The 23,591-nt window shown below is 45.6% G+C and carries 18 protein-coding genes and 1 tRNA gene; 14 read left to right on the forward strand and 5 right to left on the reverse strand.

Annotation, left to right across the window (positions count from 1 at the left end; all coding sequences use genetic code 11):
- Positions 1-84 precede the first annotated feature (84 nt).
- From AC5ZC7_RS05710 to AC5ZC7_RS05740, 7 genes are all read left to right on the forward strand, one after another.
- Positions 85-2,340, forward strand: coding sequence for a hypothetical protein (locus tag AC5ZC7_RS05710; RefSeq protein WP_496160556.1), 2,256 nt, complete (start codon positions 85-87; stop codon positions 2,338-2,340).
- 249 nt (positions 2,341-2,589) lie between these two features.
- The gene (locus AC5ZC7_RS05715) at positions 2,590-5,718 is read left to right on the forward strand and encodes a SusC/RagA family TonB-linked outer membrane protein (protein WP_496160555.1); all 3,129 of its coding nucleotides are present in this window, start codon (positions 2,590-2,592) and stop codon (positions 5,716-5,718) included.
- 30 nt (positions 5,719-5,748) lie between these two features.
- Positions 5,749-7,491: a RagB/SusD family nutrient uptake outer membrane protein gene (locus AC5ZC7_RS05720; RefSeq protein WP_496160554.1), complete on the forward strand. Its 1,743-nt coding sequence runs from the start codon at positions 5,749-5,751 to the stop codon at positions 7,489-7,491.
- A 130-nt stretch (positions 7,492-7,621) separates the two neighbouring features.
- Positions 7,622-8,428 carry a helix-turn-helix domain-containing protein gene (locus AC5ZC7_RS05725; RefSeq protein WP_496160553.1) on the forward strand — a complete coding sequence of 269 codons (807 nt, stop codon included), beginning with the start codon at positions 7,622-7,624 and terminating at the stop codon, positions 8,426-8,428.
- A 77-nt stretch (positions 8,429-8,505) separates the two neighbouring features.
- Complete coding sequence (locus tag AC5ZC7_RS05730) at positions 8,506-10,287, forward strand: DUF885 family protein (RefSeq protein WP_496160552.1); 1,782 nt, start codon at positions 8,506-8,508, stop codon at positions 10,285-10,287.
- Between the two features lie 77 nt (positions 10,288-10,364).
- A complete protein-coding gene (locus AC5ZC7_RS05735) occupies positions 10,365-11,165 on the forward strand; it encodes a DUF4382 domain-containing protein (protein WP_496160551.1) in 801 nt (266 codons plus the stop codon).
- Between the two features lie 313 nt (positions 11,166-11,478).
- Entirely contained in the window at positions 11,479-11,778 is a 300-nt protein-coding gene (locus AC5ZC7_RS05740) for a hypothetical protein (protein WP_496160550.1), read from the forward strand.
- Between the two features lie 214 nt (positions 11,779-11,992).
- Here the strand turns inward: AC5ZC7_RS05740 and rsgA are convergent, their stop codons facing one another.
- Together rsgA and AC5ZC7_RS05750 are read right to left on the reverse strand one after the other, a co-directional pair.
- Positions 11,993-13,054 (reverse strand): ribosome small subunit-dependent GTPase A, encoded by a 1,062-nt coding sequence (gene rsgA / locus AC5ZC7_RS05745; RefSeq protein WP_496160549.1) that lies wholly within the window; start codon positions 13,052-13,054, stop codon positions 11,993-11,995.
- Between the two features lie 471 nt (positions 13,055-13,525).
- The gene (locus AC5ZC7_RS05750) at positions 13,526-14,797 is read right to left on the reverse strand and encodes a hypothetical protein (RefSeq protein ID WP_496160548.1); all 1,272 of its coding nucleotides are present in this window, start codon (positions 14,795-14,797) and stop codon (positions 13,526-13,528) included.
- Between the two features lie 268 nt (positions 14,798-15,065).
- On the opposite strand from AC5ZC7_RS05750, the gene AC5ZC7_RS05755 reads away from it, so the two are divergent.
- Both AC5ZC7_RS05755 and AC5ZC7_RS05760 read left to right on the forward strand, forming a co-directional pair.
- Entirely contained in the window at positions 15,066-15,389 is a 324-nt protein-coding gene (locus tag AC5ZC7_RS05755) for a hypothetical protein (protein ID WP_496160547.1), read from the forward strand.
- Positions 15,390-15,475: 86 nt separating this feature from the next.
- Positions 15,476-15,748: a hypothetical protein gene (locus AC5ZC7_RS05760; protein WP_496160546.1), complete on the forward strand. Its 273-nt coding sequence runs from the start codon at positions 15,476-15,478 to the stop codon at positions 15,746-15,748.
- An 82-nt stretch (positions 15,749-15,830) separates the two neighbouring features.
- Here the strand turns inward: AC5ZC7_RS05760 and AC5ZC7_RS05765 are convergent, their stop codons facing one another.
- The 3 genes from AC5ZC7_RS05765 to AC5ZC7_RS05775 all read right to left on the reverse strand — a co-directional run bounded on the left by AC5ZC7_RS05765 (position 15,831) and on the right by AC5ZC7_RS05775 (position 18,331).
- A complete protein-coding gene (locus AC5ZC7_RS05765; protein WP_496160545.1) occupies positions 15,831-16,895 on the reverse strand; it encodes a phage integrase SAM-like domain-containing protein in 1,065 nt (354 codons plus the stop codon).
- 408 nt (positions 16,896-17,303) lie between these two features.
- Positions 17,304-17,387: transfer RNA gene (locus AC5ZC7_RS05770), tRNA-Leu, on the reverse strand.
- 131 nt (positions 17,388-17,518) lie between these two features.
- Complete coding sequence (locus AC5ZC7_RS05775) at positions 17,519-18,331, reverse strand: 2,3,4,5-tetrahydropyridine-2,6-dicarboxylate N-succinyltransferase (RefSeq protein WP_496160544.1); 813 nt, start codon at positions 18,329-18,331, stop codon at positions 17,519-17,521.
- 139 nt (positions 18,332-18,470) lie between these two features.
- Here AC5ZC7_RS05775 and AC5ZC7_RS05780 point away from each other — a divergent pair, with 139 nt between their 5' ends.
- The 5 genes from AC5ZC7_RS05780 (at position 18,471) to miaA (ending at position 23,403) form a co-directional block, all read left to right on the forward strand.
- Entirely contained in the window at positions 18,471-19,604 is a 1,134-nt protein-coding gene (locus AC5ZC7_RS05780; protein ID WP_496160543.1) for a glycosyltransferase, read from the forward strand.
- A gap of 9 nt (positions 19,605-19,613) precedes the next feature.
- Positions 19,614-20,180: an L-threonylcarbamoyladenylate synthase gene (locus AC5ZC7_RS05785; RefSeq protein ID WP_496160542.1), complete on the forward strand. Its 567-nt coding sequence runs from the start codon at positions 19,614-19,616 to the stop codon at positions 20,178-20,180.
- A gap of 69 nt (positions 20,181-20,249) precedes the next feature.
- A complete protein-coding gene (locus tag AC5ZC7_RS05790; protein WP_496160541.1) occupies positions 20,250-21,686 on the forward strand; it encodes a tRNA nucleotidyltransferase/poly(A) polymerase-related protein in 1,437 nt (478 codons plus the stop codon).
- 103 nt (positions 21,687-21,789) lie between these two features.
- The gene (locus AC5ZC7_RS05795; protein WP_496160540.1) at positions 21,790-22,368 is read left to right on the forward strand and encodes an IS1096 element passenger TnpR family protein; all 579 of its coding nucleotides are present in this window, start codon (positions 21,790-21,792) and stop codon (positions 22,366-22,368) included.
- A gap of 132 nt (positions 22,369-22,500) precedes the next feature.
- Positions 22,501-23,403, forward strand: a complete 903-nt coding sequence (gene miaA / locus AC5ZC7_RS05800) for a tRNA (adenosine(37)-N6)-dimethylallyltransferase MiaA (RefSeq protein WP_496160539.1) — start codon at positions 22,501-22,503, stop codon at positions 23,401-23,403.
- The last annotated feature ends 188 nt before the right edge of the window (positions 23,404-23,591 follow it).

Here is a 23,591-nt window from a genome sequence, read left to right on the forward strand (position 1 = left end):
AAACAACGCTATTGATTTTACCGGATATTTTTTATTTTAACAAATGAGTAGTCGGTTAACCTTCTTATAAAGTACAATAGTATCATGAAGTACCTGGTATGCCTGGCCTTTACGTTGTGTTTATTTACCAGCCATTCCTTTTCCCAGGGCAACCGGGACCCGATGGATCAGCTGGCTCACCAGTTGGATACGCTGAAACCGTTTGAGCAAACGGCGCTTTATCTGCGAACCAGCAAGGACAGATATATCTGCGGGGAAGACCTTTGGTTCAATGCTTTTGTATTAAATGCCGCGGATTTTACTTTATCATCACTTGATAAAACGTTATACCTGCAACTACAGGCAACAGGTTCCGACAGTGTTTTATGGGAAGAAATGTACCCGGTGAATAACGGGTTGTCTTATGGTCACGTATACTTGCCTCAAACCCTGCCCGATGGGGAATACCTGCTGAAAGGATATACCGCTCATTCTTTTTTTGCTGGTCAGCGTTATTATTATGCCATGGCCCGTATCCGCCTGTTCAATGACCCGAAAGACATCAGAGGCCGGCAAATCCGTCAGTTACAAAGTGTTACAACATCCCCTGGCGCTATCCGGTTTCAGCTGTTTCCGGAAGGAGGAAGCCTGCTGGCAGGGGTGCCTAACCACGTGGCTTTTAAAGCCGTTAGTCAAAATGGACAGCCACTGGAAGTAACAGGAACGCTGCTAAGAGGAGAGGTGCCTGTATTGAATTTTAATACAGTGCATGCCGGGATGGGAAGCTTCCTGTTTACACCGGAAAAAAACGTTACCTACCAGGTAAAACTGCATAACAATAACGATAGCCTGTATCTGTTACCCACAGCGGTAGTAGGAGGACTGAGTATGCGGCTACTGAAGGCAGAAGAAGATAGTTTAGTGGTAAGAATACTGGCACACGACCTTCCCCGCAAAAGTAAATTTTATCTCCGGCTACAAGTCAGAGGTACCGTCATGTCTGTTGCTGCCGGTGAAGTAAGCGATAGTATGACAGTAAAAATTCCGCTTCAAAATGCACCGGCTGGTGTGGGAGAGTTAACGCTTTTCGATGAGCTGTTACGACCAGCAGCAGAGCGCCTGGTATACCTGCATTCAGAGCAGGCCCTTCGTATCAGCTTCAGCCAGGTGAAAAACGAATATCATCCAAAAGAAAAAGTAGTCTTAAAAATTAAAACCACGGATGCAAATGGCGCCCCGGTTGCTGCGGTATTCAGCTTGTGTATATACGACAACTTGTTCCACAGTACAGCGCATACAGGCAATATACACAGCTATTATTATCTCTCTACACAAATACGTGGTGCAATCTATCATCCCGCTTATTATTTTGATAGCACGCATGCTAACCGTAAAGAAGCCCTGGACCTCCTCTTATTAACGCAGGGCTGGCGTAATTACACCTGGCGTAAAAGCCCTCCATCGCCTGTTTTATCAGATACCTTACAGGCATGGGTTACGCCGGATAAAAGAAATGGCAGAGACAAAAAGCCCCTGTCCCTCATGTTGTATAATTATGATAAAACAAAGAGTCAGTTTGTTACAGTAGATGAAGCCGGGAAATTTTATCTCACACCTGCTGATCTGACCATGGGTACCCGTTTTTTTATTAAGTATTTTCCGGAGAAGGAAAATACTTATAGTATCCAGGTGGTAAATCCATTTGACGTTATCCGGAAAGCCAATAACCCGCCTCCTGTTATGTACCTGTTACCGGATAGCTTCCCTATTGCGGAAAAGAAGCAGGTAGACACCACTTATATCCCCTATGGGAAAACACTAAAGGAAGTCACTATTGCGGCTAAGGGACCTGCATATACAGATCGTTACCTGGGATATCTGGATAGCATCGCAAAGTTTGAAGGTAATACCGATTACGTAGGTGAATGCGGTTGGCTGAATTGCCCGGATGGCCGCACAAATATAAAGCCGGTAGAAGGGAAGACCTACCATGTCTTTTCAAAAGAGGTCACCAGTCATAGAAGCAAAGTAATTTTAACCAGGGATAATCATAAAGAGGTGGTGTATCATTATCCAAAGTATACAGAAGAAGAATTACTTAGACTAACTAAGATGGACATCACAAAAGGCTACTATGAAAGCAGGGAGTTTTATGAACCGGATTATGATAAAGACACCAACCCCGGTATTGACACAAGAAATACGTTAGTATGGAAACCTGTAGTGGTCACCGATAAAAACGGGGAAGCTACTATTCAGTTTTTTTGTTCCGATGTTACCCGTCAGTTCATTGGTATAGCAGAAGGAGTTACGGATGAAGGGCTGCTGGGTACCGGCCAGTTTAATTTTCAGATTAGATAGTTATTGTTTTTTCACCTAAGATCTTAGTTGATTATTGTTTGCGTTTCTATGTAACCCTTTACCATGGCTTGTTTTGAAAGATCGTTACACATTGGCTAATCCCGGCCTGCAAAAATAGTATTTGTAATGGTCAAATTATGGGTGGTATTCTGAACAAGATAATTAGACCTTTAGAACAGATTCAGAATTTTATCAACCGGAACAATGAATGAATAATTCCACAAATTAGATAGCTACACAATTTTCACTATGAACCAATCTAAATCGTTGCTGTGGGCGATCGCACTGCTGTGCGTGGTCCTACAGGGTATGCGTTTGCACGCTCAAGACAAAATTACTGTCAAAGGTACAGTTACAGATTCCACCGGGTCGCCACTGCCTGGCGCCACGGTGAGCCAGGAAGGTAATATTAAGGTAGGAGTCGTTACCAATGGGGTAGGGCACTTTGAATTGAATGTGCCTTCCGGTAGCCGGCTGAAAGTTACTATGACTGGCTTTCGACCGGCTTTTGCCATGGCTGGTGCTACACCAGTAACAATTGTATTGCATCCCGCAGCCACCGACTTAACAGACGTGGTAGTAGTAGGGTATGGTACACAGAAAAAGGCAAAAATGACGGCGGCGGTTTCCTCCATGAATGCAAAGGATATCGCTTTGATTCCCACCACCAATTTATCGAATGCACTGGCAGGCCGTATGTCCGGCGTTTTTATCAGCTCGCCAACAGGTACTCCTGGTATTGGATCAAAAGTGAAAGTGCGTTCCGCCTCTTCATTTAGTAACAGTGCCGTGGAACCCTTGTATGTGATTGATGGAATCGTAAGGGATAAGGTTAGTTTTGACGCATTGGATCCTAATGAAGTAGCAGATATCACTATTCTGAAAGATGCATCTTCTGCTGCTATTTATGGTTCCCGTTCTTCTAATGGCGCCATCCTGGTTACTACCAAAACCGGCAAAACCGGCCTGGCAGTAGTCAATTTCAATGCTACCTATAATACACAACGGGTGGGTGCACTACCGGAATATATGCCGGTAAAGGATGGTCTTAATTTAAGTAAATCTGTGAATGGCGGCTTAAGCGATGAAGAAATTAACTGGGTATTGAAAAATAATCCCAACGGTGATAACTATTACAAAGCCGCTTATACAAATCCTAACAGTCAGCGTTATGCATTGAGTGTGTCTGGCGGTAGTGAAAAAATAAAAGCATATGTAGGAGGTTCTTACGTGAGTGAAAATGGATTTTTGCCACAGGTAAATTATAAGAAGTACAACCTGCGCGGCAATGTGGAAGCCAACCTGGTGAAAAACCTTACGATCGGCTTAAACCTGAGCACCAGCTATGGCACCAGAAGCCGTTTCAATTTTACCTATGACTACGGTTCCGATGACCTGAATAACCTGTGGGGTAAATTACTGTACTGGGACGTGTTTGCCTCGCCTTATATCGATGGTAAACCAAATAACCCGGGTTGGTTAGGGAATCCTATTGAGATGATGAAAAACGGTGGTTACTGGCATAACAACAACCAACAACTGGATGCATTGGTGACTGCCGAGTACAAAATACCGCAGGTGAAAGGACTGAGTATAAAAGGTACTTACAGCAAGAACTATGATAACAACTTTGTAAAAACATTTGCAAAAAAACAAACCCTGTATAATTTCAAGAAAACAGGCCCCAATGGTCTCATCTACACGGATACACTGGTAGGCAGTGTTATGAGTGGTGATCCAGGTACGCCGTATTTAGGAAATTCTTATGAGCGTACTAATAATTACCAGTTAAACGCACAGGTGAATTATGACCGCACATTCGGTAAACACACCGTAGGCGGCCTGTTGGTATATGAGCAATTTGAAGGTTACTGGAATAGGTTTGGTGTAACCAGGAACAATTTCCCGCTGGTTGCAAAAGATCAATTTTTATATACCAGTGCCAACAATGCGGATTGGTCAACCGGTGGTAGTGAAAGTGAGAGTGGAAGAATGTCTTACATCGGAAGAATCAACTATGACTACGATTCCAAATACCTTTTTACAGCATCTGTTCGTAGAGATGGATCTACCAACTTTGCGCCGGATAAGCGCTGGGGTTGGTTCCCATCGGTGTCAGCTGGCTGGGTAATTTCCAGGGAACAATTTTTTAGTACATCATCAGTGGGGCGCGCCATTGATTTCTTAAAATTGAGAGGATCCTATGCTACCACCGGTAATGATGTGCTGGATAAAGATGACCCCAATAGCAGATGGAGATGGATGGAACAATATATTATTTCAGGCAGTTCCTATTTCCTGGGCGCTAACGGAGGATCTGTACCTGGTTTATCTTACGGGGGGCTTCCCAACAGCAATCTTACCTGGGAAAAATCAAATTCCGCTGGCATCGGGGTGGATGCAACATTATTTAAGAATGTTCGGTTCAGCTTTGATTACTGGAAACGCCACTCTTATGATATCTTAGGAACAAGGATTTTAGCGGTGCCTTCCGAGTTCGGAGGAACATTGCCACCAGAGAATTATGGCCAGGTGAATTCCCAGGGTATCGAAATTGAGTTGGGCTACAATAACTATATCGGCAAAGATTTTAGCTATAATATAAAGGGGGTATTCACCTATGCTGCCAATAAAGTGATCAGGAAAGATGTAGCCGCCAATACCCAGGATTTTAATAATCCCAACGGGAAAACCCTGGCATATGGAACGGGCTATCAGGCTTTAGGTATTATACGTACACAAAAAGACCTGGATAAATTACCGGCTGGTTATACCATCAATGGTGTTGCTCCTGCGCTGGGCGATATGCTGTTCGCTGATTTGAGCGGACCAGGCGGGAAACCTGATAATAAAGTAGACGATTACGATAGAGTGATACTGGGCAATTATTTCGGCGCAGACAATGCACCTATTTCCTACGGACTGAATATTGCCCTGTCGTATAAAGGTTTTGCAGTAGAGGCGTTAGTATCTGGCCTTACCGGATATAAGATTTCGTATAACGATGCCTGGGGCAGAAATTTTGGTGGCGGCGGAAAAGTACCTGCTTACCATGCTGATTCATGGACTACAGATAACCCGAACGGCACTACGCCTAAGATATATCCATGGGGAGACCCTCATTCAGCAGGCTATACCTGGACTTCTAACTTCAATGTGTACAACGGCGGATTTTTACGGATGAAATACCTGAATATTAACTACAGCCTGCCTCAGGTAGTGTTAAATAGGTTGGGTATGAAAGATGTGAAAATATTTTTAGCAGGTTCCAACCTCTTTAATATCACCAAGTTTAAGCTGTACGATCCTGAGATAGCTGGATTTATGAGCTACCCTACCACGAAAACTTTCACCGCTGGTATTGATATCAGGTTGTAGAAAGGTGTGTTTATTTTAAAAGTTTAAAAAATGAAGACTAAGTTAAATATAGCCAAACTCGCCTTGTTCGTTCCCTTCCTGATGATGGGGTGTAATAAGGTGCTCGATAAAACAAACCTTTCTGCTGTTGGCCCTGACCAGGTATGGACAGACGTAAATATGTCCACCGCCTATTTGAATCAGATTTATGCAGGTTTGATGCCTCGTAATACCAGCGGTGGAGGTAACGAAACGGATGAAGGTGTTCCTTACCAGAAACAAACCAATGACTGGTTTAGAGGCACCGCTACCTTTGACTCCAAAGATAATTTTGGAATGTATACAAGTATACGCACCATTAATATTTTGCTGGGGAATATTGAGAAAGCCACCTTTGGACAAGATGATAAAAATAAAATTAAAGGACAGGCCTTGTTTTGGAGAGCCTGGGCTTATCACAAGCTGGTAAGTACCTATGGTGGCGTACCACTGATTCTCGAGGCACAAACACCTACAACAGATCTAACAGCGCTGCAAAAGCCCCGTAATAAGACCTCTGAATGCGTTACACAGATTTTAAAAGACCTGGATGATGCTGTTGCCTTATTACCCGATGCCTTTACAGACAATGACATGGGTAGAATAGATAAAGGTGCTGCCCTGGCTTTCAAAGGAAGAGTATTACTATTTTATGCCAGCCCGTTGTTTAACGGTTTAGGTGGCGTGGCCTCCTGGCAAAAAGCTTTCGATGCCAATAAAACAGCCAAAGAATTTTTAGATGCCCGCGGTAAAGGTCTCTATAGCCCTTACAGCAAAATATGGGATGATGAGTTAAACAAAGAAGTGGTGATGGTACGTCGCTTCAACTACCCACAATCAACTTATTTCCAGGGAGGTTTGATTCCCCTGGACTGGTCTAAAGATGATGTGGGATACGACCGGCCTTCTCTTGAGCTGGTAGACGCCTTCCCTATGAAGGATGGCTCCAGCTGGGCATCGCAAACAAGAAGCTATGATACGTTGTTTAGAAACAGGGACGATCGCTTCTATGCGAATATCTATTACAACGGCGCCCCCAATCAATATTTAAAAGGAATGCGGGATGATAAAACCTATCTGTGGACCTACTTTACAAGCATCACCAATTATAACGGTGCTACCGGTTTGGAAGGAGTGCACAACTCCATTACCCTGGATCCACTATGGTCTAATTCCAGTTTTTATCGCATCAAAGCCATTGATAAAAACATTGATAAGGGTACGGTGTATAATGCTGCGGTCGACTGGATTGAAATCCGTTATGCAGAAGTATTAATGAACTATGCAGAATGCGCCAACGAAGTAAATAATACCGCCGCAGCGCTGGATGCATTAAAACAAATCAGGAGCCGCGCAGGTGTTTTACCTGGTGCTGCCAGCAACTATGGTATTACGGCCACCACGCAACCGGACATCCGTAGTGTACTTCAAAAGGAACGCTTTATAGAGTTCTGCTTTGAAGGCAAACGTATGGATGATTTACGTCGTTGGAAAATGTTTGACTACCTGAGAGCCTTACCGCAACGTCATGGCATTGCTTTATTACTGAAAGCGGGTCAACCGGACGTAACGCCACTGTCAGATATCAACACGGTATACAACAGGTTTACTTCTACGGTGATTGCCACCGATGCTACTAACATCGCTATTAAAGATCAATACTATATTTACGGTATTCCTAAAATTAATTTAGACAGAAACCCATTATTGAAACAGAATAATAACTGGGGCGGAGATTTTGATCCTTTGCAGTAATTGTTGATGCTGACGGATTCGTTAAGAGCGGGGCTGACCAATACGGTCGGCCCTTTTCTTTGAGTAAGACCCTTTACGTTCTTATAAACCGGAAAATATTCTACTTTTAAGATTCAATCAATGAACGAATATGTTGGGTCTTACGCCGGTTCAGCTTGCAGCAGGTACTTATGTTGGCACCAAGGTGAAAGAACGCACGTTTGGTGCGGTCATCACCAGTGAAACTACCTTTGCGCCCAACATGGCGTCCGACTGGCATTTTCATGTTAACCCGCATTTCTCGCATATCCTGGAAGGAGGGAGCAACGAACTGAGAAAAGGAGGAACAGACAGGCAATGTGCTGGCACAGGTCTTTATTACCATCCCGGTGTAGCGCATCAGAATATAAATTATCTTCCCGGTACCCGCATTTTTAATATAGAGCTGACCAACGATTTCTTTGAAACATATGAGTTGTTGTCTCCGCCGCCATCGCTGATGCAGGCAGATAAGATGCAACTGAATACCGGTGGTCTGATCCGGATCATGAAAGAACATTATCTCCATGATACAGACTCGCTCATCGCCATGGACCAGTTGTGTATTGACCTCGTGGCACCCTGCCAGCAGGATTTTCGCTGCTACCCTGAATGGACGGAGAAAATCCGGGATATCATGCATGATCACTGGGATATGCCATTGTCATTGCCTTTACTCGCAGCACAACTCGATTTGCATCCGGTAACGATCTCCCGTTATTTCTCCCGCTATTTTGGCTGCTCTGCGGGTGAATATCTTCGTAAAATAAAAATAGAGCGGGCCATTTCCCTGATCAAAAAACAGCAAACTTCTCTTACAGACATTGCTTATGAATGCGGATTTACGGACCAGGCCCACTTCACCAAAACCTTTCTCCGTATTACCGGTATGCGTCCTAATCAATACAGGAAGATCTGACCACGGGTTAATCCCGTACAATTTTAAACACCGGCTGCAGGTTAGCTTTGTGAAAGGAAAGATGTATAACCATGATGATGAGAAAATTAACGGCCAGCCTGTTAGTGTTAGCCGCCATATTAGGTACCATAGCCGCCAATGCACAGGAAAATAATCAGGCACTCCATAAGCTGTTTGATGATTATTATGCGAAGCGGATGGAATTGTTTCCCACGGAAGCCACAGCTGCTGGCTTCCACCAATATGATGATCGCCTGGCTATTGAAGGCGGGGAACCTTATCTCGAAGCTACAGAAGCATTTTACCGGACCTATCTCCGTAAACTGAAAAAATTTGATCAGGTAACATTGAATACAGGCGACCGGATTTCTGCAGACATCCTTACCTATACATTGCGGTCAGCCCTGGAGGGCATAGCCCTTCACCTGGAATATCTGCCGATGAATCAGTTTGTATCCACTCCATTGGAACTGGCTGCCTTTGGTTCCGGAGATGGTGATCAACCGTTTAATACTGTGAAGGATTACGAGAACTGGGCCAAACGGATGGCGGCATTCAGGGAATGGACAGACACCTGTATCGCCAATTTCGACAAAGGTATAGCGGAGGGCATCGTACTGCCCAAAGCATTGGTTAAACGGATGATCCCTCAAATGGAATCACTGGCAGAAAAAGATACGGCCAAAAATATTTTCTATAAACCGTTAGCGAAATTACCTGCTTCCTTTACGGCGGCCGACAAGCAACGGATAACAAAGCTGTATCATAGGGTAATAGCGAATCAACTACGCCCCGCCTATGGGGAGTTAGCCAGGTACCTGAAATACCAATACCTTCCTGTGGCAACGAAAAAAGCAGGACTTTCTGCCCTGCCTGGCGGCAACCGGATCTACCAGCATTATGTACGTTCCTTTACCACTACCACCCTTACCCCGGAGAAAATTTACCAGACTGGGTTATCAGAGGTAGCGCGTATTCATGCAGAGATGGAACAGATAAAAACAAAAACAGGATTTACAGGCAGTTTATCAGAGTATTTTACATATCTGAAAGCGAACCCTCAACTGATGCCTTTTAAAACGCCGGAAGACGTACTGAATGCTTACAGGGCTATTTATCAGAAAGTACTGCCCCATATACCCGCGTTATTTGGGCATCAGCCACAAACTCCGATGGATGTCCGCAGGGTGGAGGCATACCGGGAGGCAGCCAGCGGTGGACCTTTCTACATAAAAGGAAATATAGCAGAAAAACGCGCTGCTATTTTATATGTGCCGGTACCTGATGCCAGCAAGGTGAATGTTACCTTTTATGGCATGGAGGCCACATTTATTCATGAAGGCATACCCGGGCATCACTTCCAGATAGCGCTGCAACAGGAAAACCAGGACATCCCCGCCTTCCGGCGACAACCATCCTTCAGCGCCTATTTTGAGGGGTGGGCGTTGTATGTAGAATCATTGGGAGAACAATTAGGCTGTTACACGGATCCGTATCAAAAAATGGGGGCCCTGAACAATGAAATTCACCGTGCCATCCGGCTGGTGTTAGACGTCGCCATCCATACCGGTAAAATGACCCGCGAAGAAGCGATTGACTACATGATGGCCAATGAATCCGTTACCAAAGCGATTGCTACCGCAGAAGTAGAACGCTATATGGCGATGCCGGGGCAGGCGCTGTCCTATAAAATCGGCGAATTAAGCATCAAAGCGCTAAGAGATAAGCTCACCGCACAATTGGGCCCGCGCTTTAACCTCCGCGACTTCCACGATGCGCTGCTGGCCTATGGAGATATGCCGTTGCAGGTGCTGGAGAAATATTTGGACAACTGGGCTGTCAATTATCGGCCACAGTAAAGGACTTCATACGAGCAGCCTCTTTCATATGGCATAGTACTTGATAAGTAGGTAAGTATCGAATAAAACCTACAATCATGAAAAACCAAATCGTGCTTACTTTAGTGGCGTTGTCTACTGCTGCTACTTTTTTCTCTTCGTGTTCCAAGGACGACAGCAATACCAGCGGCGGAAATGCCCGCATGACCGTTTACCTGACAGACGCACCGGCTCCTTATGATGCAGTGCTGGTAGATGTACAGGATATACAGGTGAATGTTTCTGCAGATGCCAACATTTCTACCGGATGGCAATCATTGCATGTATTGCGCCCCGGTGTGTATGATCTCCTGAAATTCAGGAATGGACTGGATACCGTGATTGCTTCCCAGGAATTGCCCGCCGGCAAAATATCTCAGATCCGACTGGTGCTGGGCAGCAACAACAGCGTGGTAATTGGTGGCGTGGCGCATCCTTTGGAAACGCCGTCTGCACAACAATCCGGCCTTAAGCTAAATGTAAATGCCACCTTAGTATCCGGTGTGGAATATCGTTTATGGCTGGATTTTGATGCCAACCGCTCCATCGTTGTAACCGGCAGTAACAAATACATCCTCAAACCTGTAATCCGCACCTATACCCAGGCAATGGGTGGCTCCATTAAAGGGATAGCATTGCCTCCGTTGGCTGTGAAGGGAGTATTTGCTATTCAAGGTACTGATACAATCGCTTCCGCTATTCCGGATGTAGCCACAGGCGCCTTCCTGATGGCAGGACTGAACGCAGGCGCTTATAATGTAGCCATTGCCGGGAATGGTATCCTGAAAGATACCGTAGTGACTAATGTGAATGTAACCGTAGGGCAGGCAATAAGTATAGGTAGTATTACACTGCATTAATGAGTTAATATATTGGCCACCGCCAGCATCGTTTTAATGCCGGCACATGAATCAGGTAGGCCTGGTTTATGTGCCGGTTTTCGTTACAACCAACTTTAGAACACGGGGAATAACAGGTTATTAACAATATAAAGCAACATACCAGGCATATCCACCCAACCACTTCTCTGTTTCATTTGTTTAATGAGTATTGCATATACTAAATGCCCCAAAGAGATAGGCTTTGTTATAATAAATAACAGATGACACAATACAACTGTAATTCCCTCTCAGAATTTTGATTACTTGTTTACCTCTTAAAAAAGCAATTACAATGCGTACTTTACTAAAAGTGATTTGCCCGGTAGAAACCTCAAATAAAGCCCTGGCAGATGGAACACTATCAAAAATTGTTAAATCAACGACGGAAAAATTAAACCCGGAAGCAAGTTATTTTCTTCCAATAGATGGATGTCGGGCAATGTTGTTCATCTTTGATCTTAAAGATTCGTCAGAACTGCCAGGTATTACAGAGCCTTTCTTCACAGTACTTAATGCCAAAGTAGAACTTTGTCCTGTTATGAATGGGGAAGACTTACAGAAAGGACTTTCCAATGCAGGCATGTTGAAGTGAATCTGTACCCGGAATGTTACCTGCCTGATGGGTGAATATGCCATGCGGCATATGGAACTGGCTAAAATAGAAAAAGGACAAACCGAAGTTTGTCCTTTCTGGCGCACCGGAGTGCACTTTTCTCGAACCACTTCCTCATAGTTCTAAACATAATTGCAATTTTAAACAAGCGGCCTGTGTATTTACAGGCCGCTTGTTTTTATTATTACGGGCATCAATATTTGCTGTCTTTGCGGTGTTTGAATACCTGCCTGGCAATTTTAGAGAAGTGCTTTTCATTTCGCCTTTTATCCGCTTCGCTGGCCTGGAAATGGTGTTGCTCACGCAATAGTTTCAGATAGCTGCGGTATACCTGTTCAGGCAATGTGCCATCGTTGACAGCTGCTATGATGGCGCATCCTGGCTCATGTTGATGGGTGCAATCGCCAAACCGGCATTTGGATGCCAGCTCATCTATCAGCGGGTGATGTACACCTTCACTTCCGCTCTCTCCTGTAACGCCGAACTCGCGCATTCCAGGCGCATCGATGACCATACTGCCATTGGGAAGTAATACGAGATACCTGGCGGTGGTGGTATGTTTTCCCTTGTTGTTGGCGGTGCTGGTAGTGCCTTCCTCCTGTAGCCTGTAGCCCAGCAGGCTATTGAGCAGTGTGCTTTTACCTACGCCTGACGATCCCAGTAGAATGTAAGTGTGTCGGGGCAGAAGATATTGACTCATCCACTCGTGCTGCATTGCCTGATTCAGCGCGCTGGTAAGCACTACCGGGCAATTGTACCCCATTTCCTGTACCGCTTGCCGGTACATTTCCGGATCGGGTACGAGATCGGCTTTATTAAGAATGACGACAGGTTGAATATTGCACTGCAGTACCTGCTGCACATAACGTTGCAAACGCATGAGATTATAGTCGCGGTCGAGCCCCTGCACAATAAAAGCCGTATCGATGTTCGCGGCGAGCACCTGCCGGGTACTTTGCGTACCGGGAGCTTTGCGACTGAGCTGGTTGATCCGTGGCAGCGTATCGATGATGATACCTTCCTCATCATAACGTTTCACCAGCACCCAATCGCCTACTTTGGGATAAGCCTCCTGTTCGCGGCTATTGATAAGTGCGCCTGCAAGTTGCGCTTCCAGGTCACCTGTTCCGGTGATCAGCAGATGTTTAAATCCTTGTATAGACAGCACCCTCGCAGCTTCGAGGTTCTGAGATGTGTTTGTTTCGAAATGATGCATAAAATGCTCATTCCAACCGTACAATTGTAGTGTCGGCATGGTATAACAATTCTGTATTGCATATGCGGTCAGGCATAGCAAGCCGGTTTCAATAAATTAATTGAAGACTTTCAACGCAGGTAGCCGGGGAACATTAAAGCGGGAGTGCTTTGTGGGCCTGCGTTAAGCAACAATGATCGACAGGAGGTAATATGTTGATTGGCGTGTCATAAGGCACAAAGATAGGAAAATATTGAGTTATGCCTTTGCCAAAATAGAAAAAGGACAAACCGAAGTTTGTCCTTTCTAGTGCCCAGAACTGGATCCTTATCCGGCTGGCTACCAATTAGTTATAATCTTTGAGTGTCAAATAATTGTCGCATTCATTCAAAAACCTAAAAAGTGTGTTCTTTTACACGCTTTTAGGCGCTTCTTCACCTGTCCCAACAAATATAAGCAACTACTTGGTTATAATTAGGCCTGCAGGAAAACCCGCAGGCCGTTTGCTACATTCCAAATCTGTACGCTTTGTTAAATAAGTCTTTTTACCCGGAATACGCCATCAATGACGTGTTCTTTGTAAATCACTTTATCGCCGACGGGTTTCTGTGAACTGGCGCGGTCCATGTGGAACTTACCAATCATGTAACCGCCTGCCGGATCTACACCGATCACCTGCAGGGAGCCGGGGCTGGGGAAGCTGGCTTCATTTATCTGATATCCACTTTGGTAGATTTGATTGTTCCATACCTGAAGCGTGAAATATGTTTTATCCGACCAGCTCCTGCGGCCGGTGGCAGCGCCCATCCACGTAATATTGCAGGAGGGGAGAGACCCGTCTTCCAGCATAGCGCCAACACGGTTCACACCGTTGCTGCTGGTGCCGGATGCCGCTCCCAGCAGGTTCCATTCGCCGCCATCGATCCTGATGGCGATACCTTCCGGCATCACGAATATCCGGGAGAGCAGGATGCCTAATGCGCCATCTTTCAGTTTAATTTTTACGCTTACGATCACCGGATTTACAGCGGGCAATATGGCCGGCGCCTTATAGGTGGCATGACTACCATTGGCTGTCAGCTGGCCATCGCCGGCCAATTCCCACTTGTCGATGAACGTTGGCAGTAAATCATTTTTGCCGCTGGTGATATACGATTCTGTTCCCTCTTCGGTTAGCGGCGCCAGGATGTCTTTTGCACCGGCATTTAAATAGGCTTTCACGGCCAGCTGCTGGCTGGCTCCCGGATCGATATAGGCGTCTGCCGGTTCCAGTGAAATGGCTTCGAAGAAGCTCCAGTCGCTGAAGTGAGTGGTCTTCACACTAACGGACTTCATTTCTTTATTCAGTTGAATACCGCCAATGGCTTTCCATTTGCCGGCGTTATCCTGGTAGGCAATGCCCAGCGCTTCTGCGAAAGTGTTGCTCAGATCTTCCTGTTCGTAATGGAATGTAATAGTTGCAGGTTTAGATAATGCCAGGTGCGGCGTGATGCGGAAAGCCTTGCCCAGCCCGGCATTGTTGGTATTGGTGATAGGTTGGATTGTAAAAACCGTTTCGCTGGTGAGCGCGCCTGCGGGAATGTTTATGGAGATGCGTGCATCTGTGGTGGCTATGGTGCCGCCGGCAGCGCCGATGGTTTTGGTGACCGGATCGCCGTCAACAACGCCTGGCGGCACTGCTACGCCGGTATCTACCGGGATTGGATCTGGTGCCGGTTGCGGCGCTACTATCTCTTTGCCCTGGCACGCGGCCAGGAGTACTGCCAGCAAACTGGCCTTCATCAAATGTTTTAAGTATTGCATGACTTCAGGGGTGTTGTTACTGCCGGCAAAATTACCGGGATACTTTGGTGGAATTCTAAGTAGATCTACTGAGATAAATAATTAGGTGATAACTAAGCCTGCCTGGGATAAGCGGTGGCGGTAGGGGAAGGGCGGTGATGCAGGCAGGGATGTCAATATAACAGCAGAAATTGTTAAACCAGTGGCACTGCCGCGATCTTATTTTTCGTTGATTTGCATATTGCTGTTGTTGGGTTGCGCGGCTTCAAGCTATCAGTTTTACAGATCAATGAGTAACAAATTTTCTTGGCCCCTGCTATGGTTGGGTTGCATTTGCTTTTTAATGTGGGGCACCGCCGCTCAGGCGCAATCACCTGTCAACAGGATGGGTACCACCGATACGCGTCTGTTCGACGATGGCTGGCTGTTCAGCCGCTTTGGCCTACAGCCGGATGGTACCCGCAAAGAAGAACCTGCACACCTGGAAGCAGCGGAGCTGGCTGATACCGACTGGCAACACCTGAACCTGCCGCACGACTGGGCCATCCAGGGTCCCTTTCGGATAGACCTGGAAGGTAACACCGGCAAGCTGCCATGGAAAGGGATTGGCTGATATAGGAAATATTTTAGTATCCCGGTAACGGATGCGGATAAACGAATTTTTGTAGACTTCGATGGCGCCATGGCCTATGCTAAAGTATGGGTGAATGGCCAGTACGCGGGCACCTGGCCTACGGCTACAACTCTTTCAGGATGGACATTACGGCTTACCTGAAACCTGGTAAGCAAAACGTAATTGCGGTACGGCTGGATACTGAAAGCTGGGATTCACGCTGGTACCCGGGCGCCGGCATCTACCGTCATGTATGGCTGGTAAAAACCAATGCGGTGCATGTAGCCAACTGGGGCACATTTGTTACTACGCCAACCGTAGGGTTACAGCCTGCAACAACAGTAATCGGAATAAAATAATAGTGGACATAGATATAAAAAGCCCCCGGGAGTGGCCGGCTTCTTTGTTAAAAAATATCCATCTCATACGATGGTAAGTTATCTATTGTATTTTTTTGATCTTTTGACCTTTTGACCTATGTCTCTTATAAACTTTTTGCACCTGGTCTGTTGTTGTATGCCCTAACAGGTAGGCGATGGTTGGATCGTCAACATTTCGGTCCTTGAGCAAGATTGAGAAGCTAAGACGAGCACAGGACCAGGTAATATGTTTCTCAATACCAGCATCGCTTACCCATTGTCCAAGCACTTTATTTGCCCCGTCAGCACTTGGCAATCTGAATATTTTGCCTGTTAGTTGTGTTGGGTCTGATGCCAAACTTCTAACTTGATTAAATGCAGCCAAGGCTATAGGATGTAAGGTTATAACAACGGGTTGACCAGTTTTGTGTTGTATTATTCTTGTTGTTAGATTTCGGTTCATTACATCTGGCCATTCTAATGAATACACATCCACCCAACGTAAGCCAGAGTAACAGGAAAGAATAAATGCCAATTTTACGTGTTGGTTTAAACAGGGAGTCTTTAAGAGAGCGATATATTCATCTACCTCGAGATTATCTTTTAGAGCGGTACTAGGATTGCTTTTTGCAGCTATTGCTTCCGTAGGATTATCAATAAAATATTTATCCTTTGTTGCTGCCTCTAATGTTTGCTTAAAACGAGAGTAGTAATTGGCCGGTGTATCCCCCGAATATTTATCTAACAGGTAACGTCTAAACCTCTCACATAGATTTTCGGTGATATCGACAGGCGATATGAAATCCTTATTAAGGAATGCTTTAAACTGTGAAAGTGAATTAGAGAGATGCCGATTTCCCTTTCTTTTATGCTGCTCAACATAAGTTTCGTAGTACTCAAAAAAGTTAGCTTTAAACTTATGGGCGGGAATAATAGGAGTACCAATAGATTGCTGCTCAATCGTCCGCTGGGCTTTCTTTGTTTCCAAAATCTTTAAAGCCTCTTTATTAAAGTTTTTCTGCTCCTGCGTTTTTGGATGTGCATAAGTAAATATACCTGTTGATGGTCTTTGCCCTGGCTTCCTTCCTAAATCATAGAAGTAGAAAATTTTGTCGCCCTTCCGGTCTAGTTTTTCTCCAATATTCATAGGTTGAGCATTTTAGGATTAGGAAAAAGGATACACAATGTATGTGCCATGCCAGTCAGAAGTGAGTCGTAAGCTGTACTAGACGTTGATGTTAGCGAGAAGCTGTTAATAAGAGTGCAAAAGAAACATGATGAAAGATTGCTTGTAATTATTGTCAGTTGTGACATTTCGGCGCTTAAATAACTGCCAATAATATAAATGGATTTCTGGAGGGAGGGTGGATTACTAGGTTCATGAATTAATATCAACTTCTTCCAATTGTATCTGCTGTTATCAGATACGATGTTTACAAGACAGAGTGTCATTGTGAGTGTCGCAAATAGTGGGAAGAAGTGCTAAAAAGCGTGAATTTTCGACATTTGTACAAACAAAAAAGGTTGTAAGTCAAAGACTTACAACCCTATTGTGTGCCCAGAACTGGATTCGAACCAGCACACCCTTGCGAGCGCTGCGACCTGAACACAGTGCGTCTACCAATTTCGCCATCTGGGCATCGCAGTGTCCCCGTTAAGGGATTGCAAAAGTACACGTTTTTTTAAATCTGCCAAATTTTTTTCATTTCTCACAAAAAAAAATCGCGCCACGTAGTTAACTACATGGCGCGATCTCTAAAAGAAATATAATTATACGGCTACATTAAACTCACGCAGTGTATCATTCAAACTTGTTTTCAGATCGGTAGAAGCTTTACGCTGACCAATAATCAGTGCACAGGATACCTGGTATTCGCCGGCAGGGAATTTCTTGGTATAAGTACCAGGAATTACCACGCTGCGGGCTGGTACGCGGCCTTTGTATTCGATAGGCTCGCTGCCGCTTACATCAATGATTTTGGTGGATTGAGTCAGTACTACGTTAGCACCCAACACCGCTTCTTTTTCTACTACTACACCTTCTACTACGATGCAACGGGAGCCGATGAAGCAACCATCTTCGATGATCACCGGGCTGGCTTGTAATGGTTCCAGTACACCGCCGATACCTACGCCACCACTCAGGTGTACGTGTTTACCGATTTGTGCGCAGGAGCCTACAGTAGCCCAGGTATCCACCATGGTACCTTCATCTACATAAGCGCCGATGTTTACGTAAGAAGGCATGAGGATACAACCTTTAGCGATGTAAGCACCGTAGCGGGCTACCGCGTGTGGCACCACTCTTACGCCCAGGTCTTTATAGTTAGACTTCAATCTCATTTTATCATAGAACTCAAATGGAGGTACCTCCATGGTTTCCATGGGTTGTATGGAAAAATACAGCAGGATAGCTTGTTTTACCCATTCATTCACCTGCCAGCCATTTTCTGTTGGCGTCGCAACTCTCAGATGTCCTTTATCTACTGCTTCTATCACCGTTTTTACTGCATCTGTGTACTGTGTCTCCTGTAAGAGGCTGCGATCAGCCCAGGCAGCCAGTATTTGTTGTTGTAAATCCATTGTCGTTTTTTTTGCAAACATAATATCTGAAACGGATAAATTCGAATAACCGGCCACCGAATTCCGGAAATCTTCTCAGATATATGTAATTCGCCATTCGTAATTCGTAATTTTGTCGTTCGTCTGAAGAAGGAGCATTATGAAAATAGGATTCGACGCCAAGCGCGCGTTCCAGAATAATACAGGTTTAGGAAACTATAGCCGTACCCTGATATCTTCCCTGGTAAAGGATTTTCCGGGAGAAGCGTACTACCTGTTTGCTCCTAAGCAAACCACGATGTACGATCCTTCACCGGATTTGACCGTGGTATTGCCTGAAAAACAGCTCCATCGCTGGTTTAAGTCGGCCTGGCGAAGCCGCTTTGTGGTAAAGGATTTGTTGCGCTATGGGATAGATATCTACCATGGCCTCAGCCATGAGCTGCCTTTTGGTATCCATAAAAGTGGGGTACAGTCGGTGGTAACCATGCATGATCTTATTTTTGAAAGATACCCAGAGCAGTATAATCCAATAGATGTGCTCACGTACCGCCGTAAAGCCCGCTATGCCTGTGAACAGGCGGATAGGGTGGTCGCCATCAGCGAACAAACCAAACAGGACCTCATTACTTATTATCATACGCCGGCGCATAAAATAGACGTGGTATATCAAAGTTGTGATCCCGCTTTTGGTATTACCTGGCAGGATGATGATATTGCCGCTTTGGGTGCGAGATACCGGTTGCCTTCCCAATATTTTTTATATGTGGGTTCGCTGATAGAGCGTAAGAACCTGCTGGGCATTGTAACGGCCATGAATACACTAAAAGGAACACTCGATATTCCGCTGGTGGTGTTGGGCAATGGCAGCGGATATAAAAAGAAGGTAAAGGAATACCTGGCGGCTCATGGCCTCACCCAACAGGTTGTTTTCCTGAATGAACAGGTGCGGCTGGAGAACAGTGAGTTACCGGGGCTGTACCAGGGGGCATTAGCGCTGATTTATCCTTCCATTTTTGAAGGGTTTGGTATTCCGATATTGGAAGCATTGTGGAGCCGTACACCGGTGATCACATCCCGGGGATCCTGTTTTGCGGAAACTGCGGGAGATGCGGCACTGTATGTGGACCCGTTGGATCCGGCCACCATTGCCGATGCAATGAAACGGGTAGTCAGTCAGCCTTCGCTGGTAAAGCAGATGCAGGAAAAAGGCGTACAGCATGCACAACATTTTACACCAGAAAAGTGTGCAGCCGCCATGATGAAAGTTTATCAATCCGTAACTAAAAAATAACCTACTGTAATGTTTGAAGATGATATCAGTGCGGCGATGCCCGTGCTGCGTAACGGAGGACTGATCCTATATCCTACAGATACCATTTGGGGCATTGGTTGCGATGCTACCGACGAGGTGGCGGTACAGAAAGTGTATGAGCTGAAAAAGCGCAGTGAAGCTAAAAGCCTGGTAATATTATTGGCAGATGTGAAAGATTTGCTGCACTTTATCGCCAATCCCCGGCCCGACATGGCGGATATTATTGCGGGTTTCACCCGTCCTACCACTGTTATTTATGAAGGTGCCCTGGGCCTGGCCCCCAATGTGATCAACGAAGATGGCAGTATTGCTATCCGTATTGTGAAAGATCCTTTCTGCCGCCATTTGATAAAAAGACTGCGGAAACCATTGGTGTCAACCTCCGCCAATATCAGCGGCGAGCCGTCTCCGGCAAGCTTTGCTGACGTAAGTCCCGCCATCCGTAATGGGGTGGATTATATCGTCAAACACCGCCAGGAGGAAGCAACTCCCGGCATAGCCTCCAGGATTATCAGGATAAACAAAGATGGTTCAGTAGCGATAATCCGGGATTAAAAACGTTTATTTATTACATTTGCGCCCTGATTTCAGCGAAAGGAATACATTTAACAGGAATATTTTTATATGATCAGCAGTAAGCCGTTGGACATCCCCTGCTCCCTGCAGGAAAGAAAAGTGCTGGAGAAGATAGCATTGGCAGCCCATGAATTAAAGGTGCCGGCCTATCTGATCGGTGGCTTTGTGCGGGATAAACTGTTGGGAAGGAAAACAAAAGATATGGATATTGTGTGCGTAGGCGATGGTATTGCCCTCGCGCATAAGGTGGCAGAAAGCCTGGGCGATAATATTCCCGTAAGTTTCTTCAAAACCTACGGTACTGCACAGGTAAAATGGAATGAGCTGGAAATTGAATTTGTTGGCGCCCGTAAAGAAAGTTATCGCCAGGAATCACGCAACCCGGAAGTATCTGCAGGTACACTGCAGGACGACCAAAACCGCCGTGATTTTACCATTAATGCCATGGCTATCAGCCTCAGAGAGCAAGACTATGGCTCCCTGCTCGATCCATTCGGGGGACTGGCCGATCTCGATAAGCAAATTATTCGCACGCCACTGGCGCCGGCACAAACATTCAGTGATGATCCATTGCGCATGATGCGGGCCATTCGCTTCGCTTCACAGCTGCAATTCACCATCGAAGCTTCCGCCTTTACTGCAATACAGGAAAATGCAGAACGCATCCGTATTATTTCCCAGGAAAGAATTACCGATGAGTTTAATAAAATTATGCTCTCAGCTAAACCCTCTGTAGGACTGGATCTTTTATATAAAGCCGGCCTGCTGAAAATCATTTTCCCCCAAATGATTGATATGGTGGGTGTGGAGATGAATGAAGGGAAGGGGCACAAAGATAATTTTTATCATACCTTGCAGGTAGTAGATAATATCTCGGCCAATACCCGCGATCTTTGGCTACGTTGGGCAGCGCTTTTACATGATATTGGCAAACCCGCTACCAAAAAATTTGAACCCGGTCACGGCTGGACTTTTCACGGCCACGATGCGGTAGGAGGTAAAATGGTGCAGCGTATTTTTACCAAAATGAAGTTGCCACTGAGCGACAAAATGAAATTGGTGAAAAAATTGGTAGAATTACACCTGCGGCCTATTAGTCTCACAAAAGAAAATATAACAGACTCGGCTATCCGCAGATTACTGTTCGATGCCGGAGATGACATAGAAGGGCTCATGATGCTCTGTGAAGCGGATATTACCTCAAAAAACAAAGCCAAGGTAAAACGGTACCTGGAAAATTTTGAACTGGTCCGCAGACGATTGAAAGAAGTAGAGGAAAGCGACCGGATCCGCAACTGGCAACCCCCTGTAACCGGCGAAATGATCATGGAAACATTTGGGCTGAAACCCGGCAGGATCGTAGGTGATCTGAAAAGTGCCATCAGAGAAGCCATCCTGGATGGCGAAATCCCAAATACCTATGATGCCGCATACGCTTTTTTATTGGAAAAAGCCAGCGCATTGAACCTAAGCCCGGTTAAATAAAATTGGTAATTTTACATCACCATAATAAGTATTCACTAGCATTCAAAATGCTACCGCCTACAGCGGCCTGTTTAAACATTATATAACTTATAACCTTTTTGTCATGCCGGTTTTAAAATTCAGAGTTTACTGGGAAGAAGATGAAAGTGTCTACAGAGACATTGCCATTAAGCCGAATCAGACGTTTTTAGTATTTCACCAAGCAATTTTGCAAGCATTCGAATTTGATTCAAAACATAAGGCTACCTTTTTCCGTAGCAATGATAACTGGCAACGCGGCCGGGAAATTATTCTGGAAGCCGACAATCAGCCACGCAAAGTAGAACCCCTGCTCATGGCCGATACCATGATTGGCGTCGCCGTAAAAGATCCCAATCAGAAATTTATCTACCTGTACGACTTCGCCAAAAACTGGTCTTTCCTGGTAGAACTGATCGGCGTTTCAAAAGACGAAAACAGTAAAATCGTATATCCTGCCTGCGTACGTAAAGAAGGCCTCGCGCCCAGCCAATACGGTACTAAAGGCCTCGTAGGTGATAAACTCGTGGAAATGGAGGAAAAATACGATCTCAATAAAGAAGGCATGGACGCCGACGGATTCGGCGAAGAAGGCGAAGAAAGCGACGCACTCGGCAGCGACGGCGGCGAAGAATTCGGCGCAGAAGAGGATAACAGCTTTTAATAAATTACGAATTACGAATTACGAATTACGGATTTGTGGCTAGATATAAGCGAAGGAGATCATTCGCGTTTACTATCTAGCCACAAATCCGTAATTCGTAATTCGTAATCCGTAATTCTTAATTTAGGATTTATGCAAAAGACCGTCATTGTGATTGCAGGGCCAACAGCTTCCGGTAAAACAGCGTTGTCTGTCCAAATGGCACAACTGTTTAATACCGCTGTTATCTCTGCCGATTCGAGGCAATGCTACCGTGAAATCAGTATCGGTACAGCAAAACCCTCCGCAGAAGAGCTGGCGGCCGTACCTCACTATTTCATCGATTCACATAGCATCCGGGAAGAAGTAAATGCCGGCATCTACGAAAAACTGGCCCTCGGCTATGCGAACGATATCTTTCAAAACAACGACATCGCCGTGATGTGCGGTGGTACCGGCCTTTACATCAGGGCCTTTGCCGATGGGATCGACGATATGCCCGATATTCCCCCCGGCATCCGTACCCACCTCAATGAACAATTTGCCCTCCATGGCCTTTCCTGGCTCCAACAGCAACTGCAGGAGCGCGATCCCGGGTTTTACGCTACCGCCGAAACCCAGAATCCACAACGTCTCATCCGCGCCCTGGAAGTACTCGATGCCACCGGACAATCTATTACCACTTTCCGCAGTGCTACCCGCGCCCAGCGTAACTTCAGGATCATTAAAATAGGCATTACCCCACCCAAAGAAATATTGCACCAACGCATTCATCAACGGGTAGACCAGATGATCCACGCCGGCCTGGTGGAAGAAGTAAGAGAAGTAGAGCCATACCGGGAACATAATGCCTTGCGCACAGTAGGCTACCAGGAAATCTTTAACTTCCTCGATGGCCATATCTCCCTCGATCAGGCCATTGAAGAGGTGAAAATACATACCCGCCAATATGCTAAACGCCAGTTGACCTGGTTCCGCAAGGATCCCGCCTTCCAATGGTTCGATTCCCGTCAGGAAACACCGATCCTGGAATATGTACAGCAACAACTGCTGTAGATGCCACGCGAAATGACGTAGCAGCAGTATGCTCACCGCGTGGATGATCTCCCGGAAAACAAATACGAACAGCCATTGTACTAAAACCGAACAAATTTATTTTATATAAAATATGTATATGATTTGTTTTTAGGCAGATGCTATCATGGCATTTTCTTCGCTGCTTCACGTTTTTCAAAGCTGTTCGC

The organism is Chitinophaga sp. 9-1-y (genome assembly GCF_059511905.2).

Bases quoted from the DNA above. Each gene is read 5' to 3' on its own strand.
- AC5ZC7_RS05735 (WP_496160551.1), top strand. From the start codon at position 10,365: ATGAAAAACCAAATCGTGCTTACTTTAGTGGCGTTGTCTACTGCTGCT.
- AC5ZC7_RS05715 (WP_496160555.1), top strand. From the start codon at position 2,590: ATGAACCAATCTAAATCGTTGCTGTGGGCGATCGCACTGCTGTGCGTG.
- AC5ZC7_RS05775 (WP_496160544.1), bottom strand. From the start codon at position 18,331: ATGGATTTACAACAACAAATACTGGCTGCCTGGGCTGATCGCAGCCTC.
- AC5ZC7_RS05730 (WP_496160552.1), top strand. From the start codon at position 8,506: ATGAGAAAATTAACGGCCAGCCTGTTAGTGTTAGCCGCCATATTAGGT.
- AC5ZC7_RS05755 (WP_496160547.1), top strand. From the start codon at position 15,066: ATGAGTAACAAATTTTCTTGGCCCCTGCTATGGTTGGGTTGCATTTGC.
- AC5ZC7_RS05785 (WP_496160542.1), top strand. From the start codon at position 19,614: ATGTTTGAAGATGATATCAGTGCGGCGATGCCCGTGCTGCGTAACGGA.
- miaA (WP_496160539.1), top strand. From the start codon at position 22,501: ATGCAAAAGACCGTCATTGTGATTGCAGGGCCAACAGCTTCCGGTAAA.
- AC5ZC7_RS05725 (WP_496160553.1), top strand. From the start codon at position 7,622: ATGTTGGGTCTTACGCCGGTTCAGCTTGCAGCAGGTACTTATGTTGGC.
- AC5ZC7_RS05710 (WP_496160556.1), top strand. From the start codon at position 85: ATGAAGTACCTGGTATGCCTGGCCTTTACGTTGTGTTTATTTACCAGC.
- AC5ZC7_RS05765 (WP_496160545.1), bottom strand. From the start codon at position 16,895: ATGAATATTGGAGAAAAACTAGACCGGAAGGGCGACAAAATTTTCTAC.
- AC5ZC7_RS05795 (WP_496160540.1), top strand. From the start codon at position 21,790: ATGCCGGTTTTAAAATTCAGAGTTTACTGGGAAGAAGATGAAAGTGTC.
- AC5ZC7_RS05740 (WP_496160550.1), top strand. From the start codon at position 11,479: ATGCGTACTTTACTAAAAGTGATTTGCCCGGTAGAAACCTCAAATAAA.
- AC5ZC7_RS05790 (WP_496160541.1), top strand. From the start codon at position 20,250: ATGATCAGCAGTAAGCCGTTGGACATCCCCTGCTCCCTGCAGGAAAGA.
- AC5ZC7_RS05760 (WP_496160546.1), top strand. From the start codon at position 15,476: ATGGGTGAATGGCCAGTACGCGGGCACCTGGCCTACGGCTACAACTCT.
- AC5ZC7_RS05750 (WP_496160548.1), bottom strand. From the start codon at position 14,797: ATGCAATACTTAAAACATTTGATGAAGGCCAGTTTGCTGGCAGTACTC.
- rsgA (WP_496160549.1), bottom strand. From the start codon at position 13,054: ATGCCGACACTACAATTGTACGGTTGGAATGAGCATTTTATGCATCAT.
- AC5ZC7_RS05720 (WP_496160554.1), top strand. From the start codon at position 5,749: ATGAAGACTAAGTTAAATATAGCCAAACTCGCCTTGTTCGTTCCCTTC.
- AC5ZC7_RS05780 (WP_496160543.1), top strand. From the start codon at position 18,471: ATGAAAATAGGATTCGACGCCAAGCGCGCGTTCCAGAATAATACAGGT.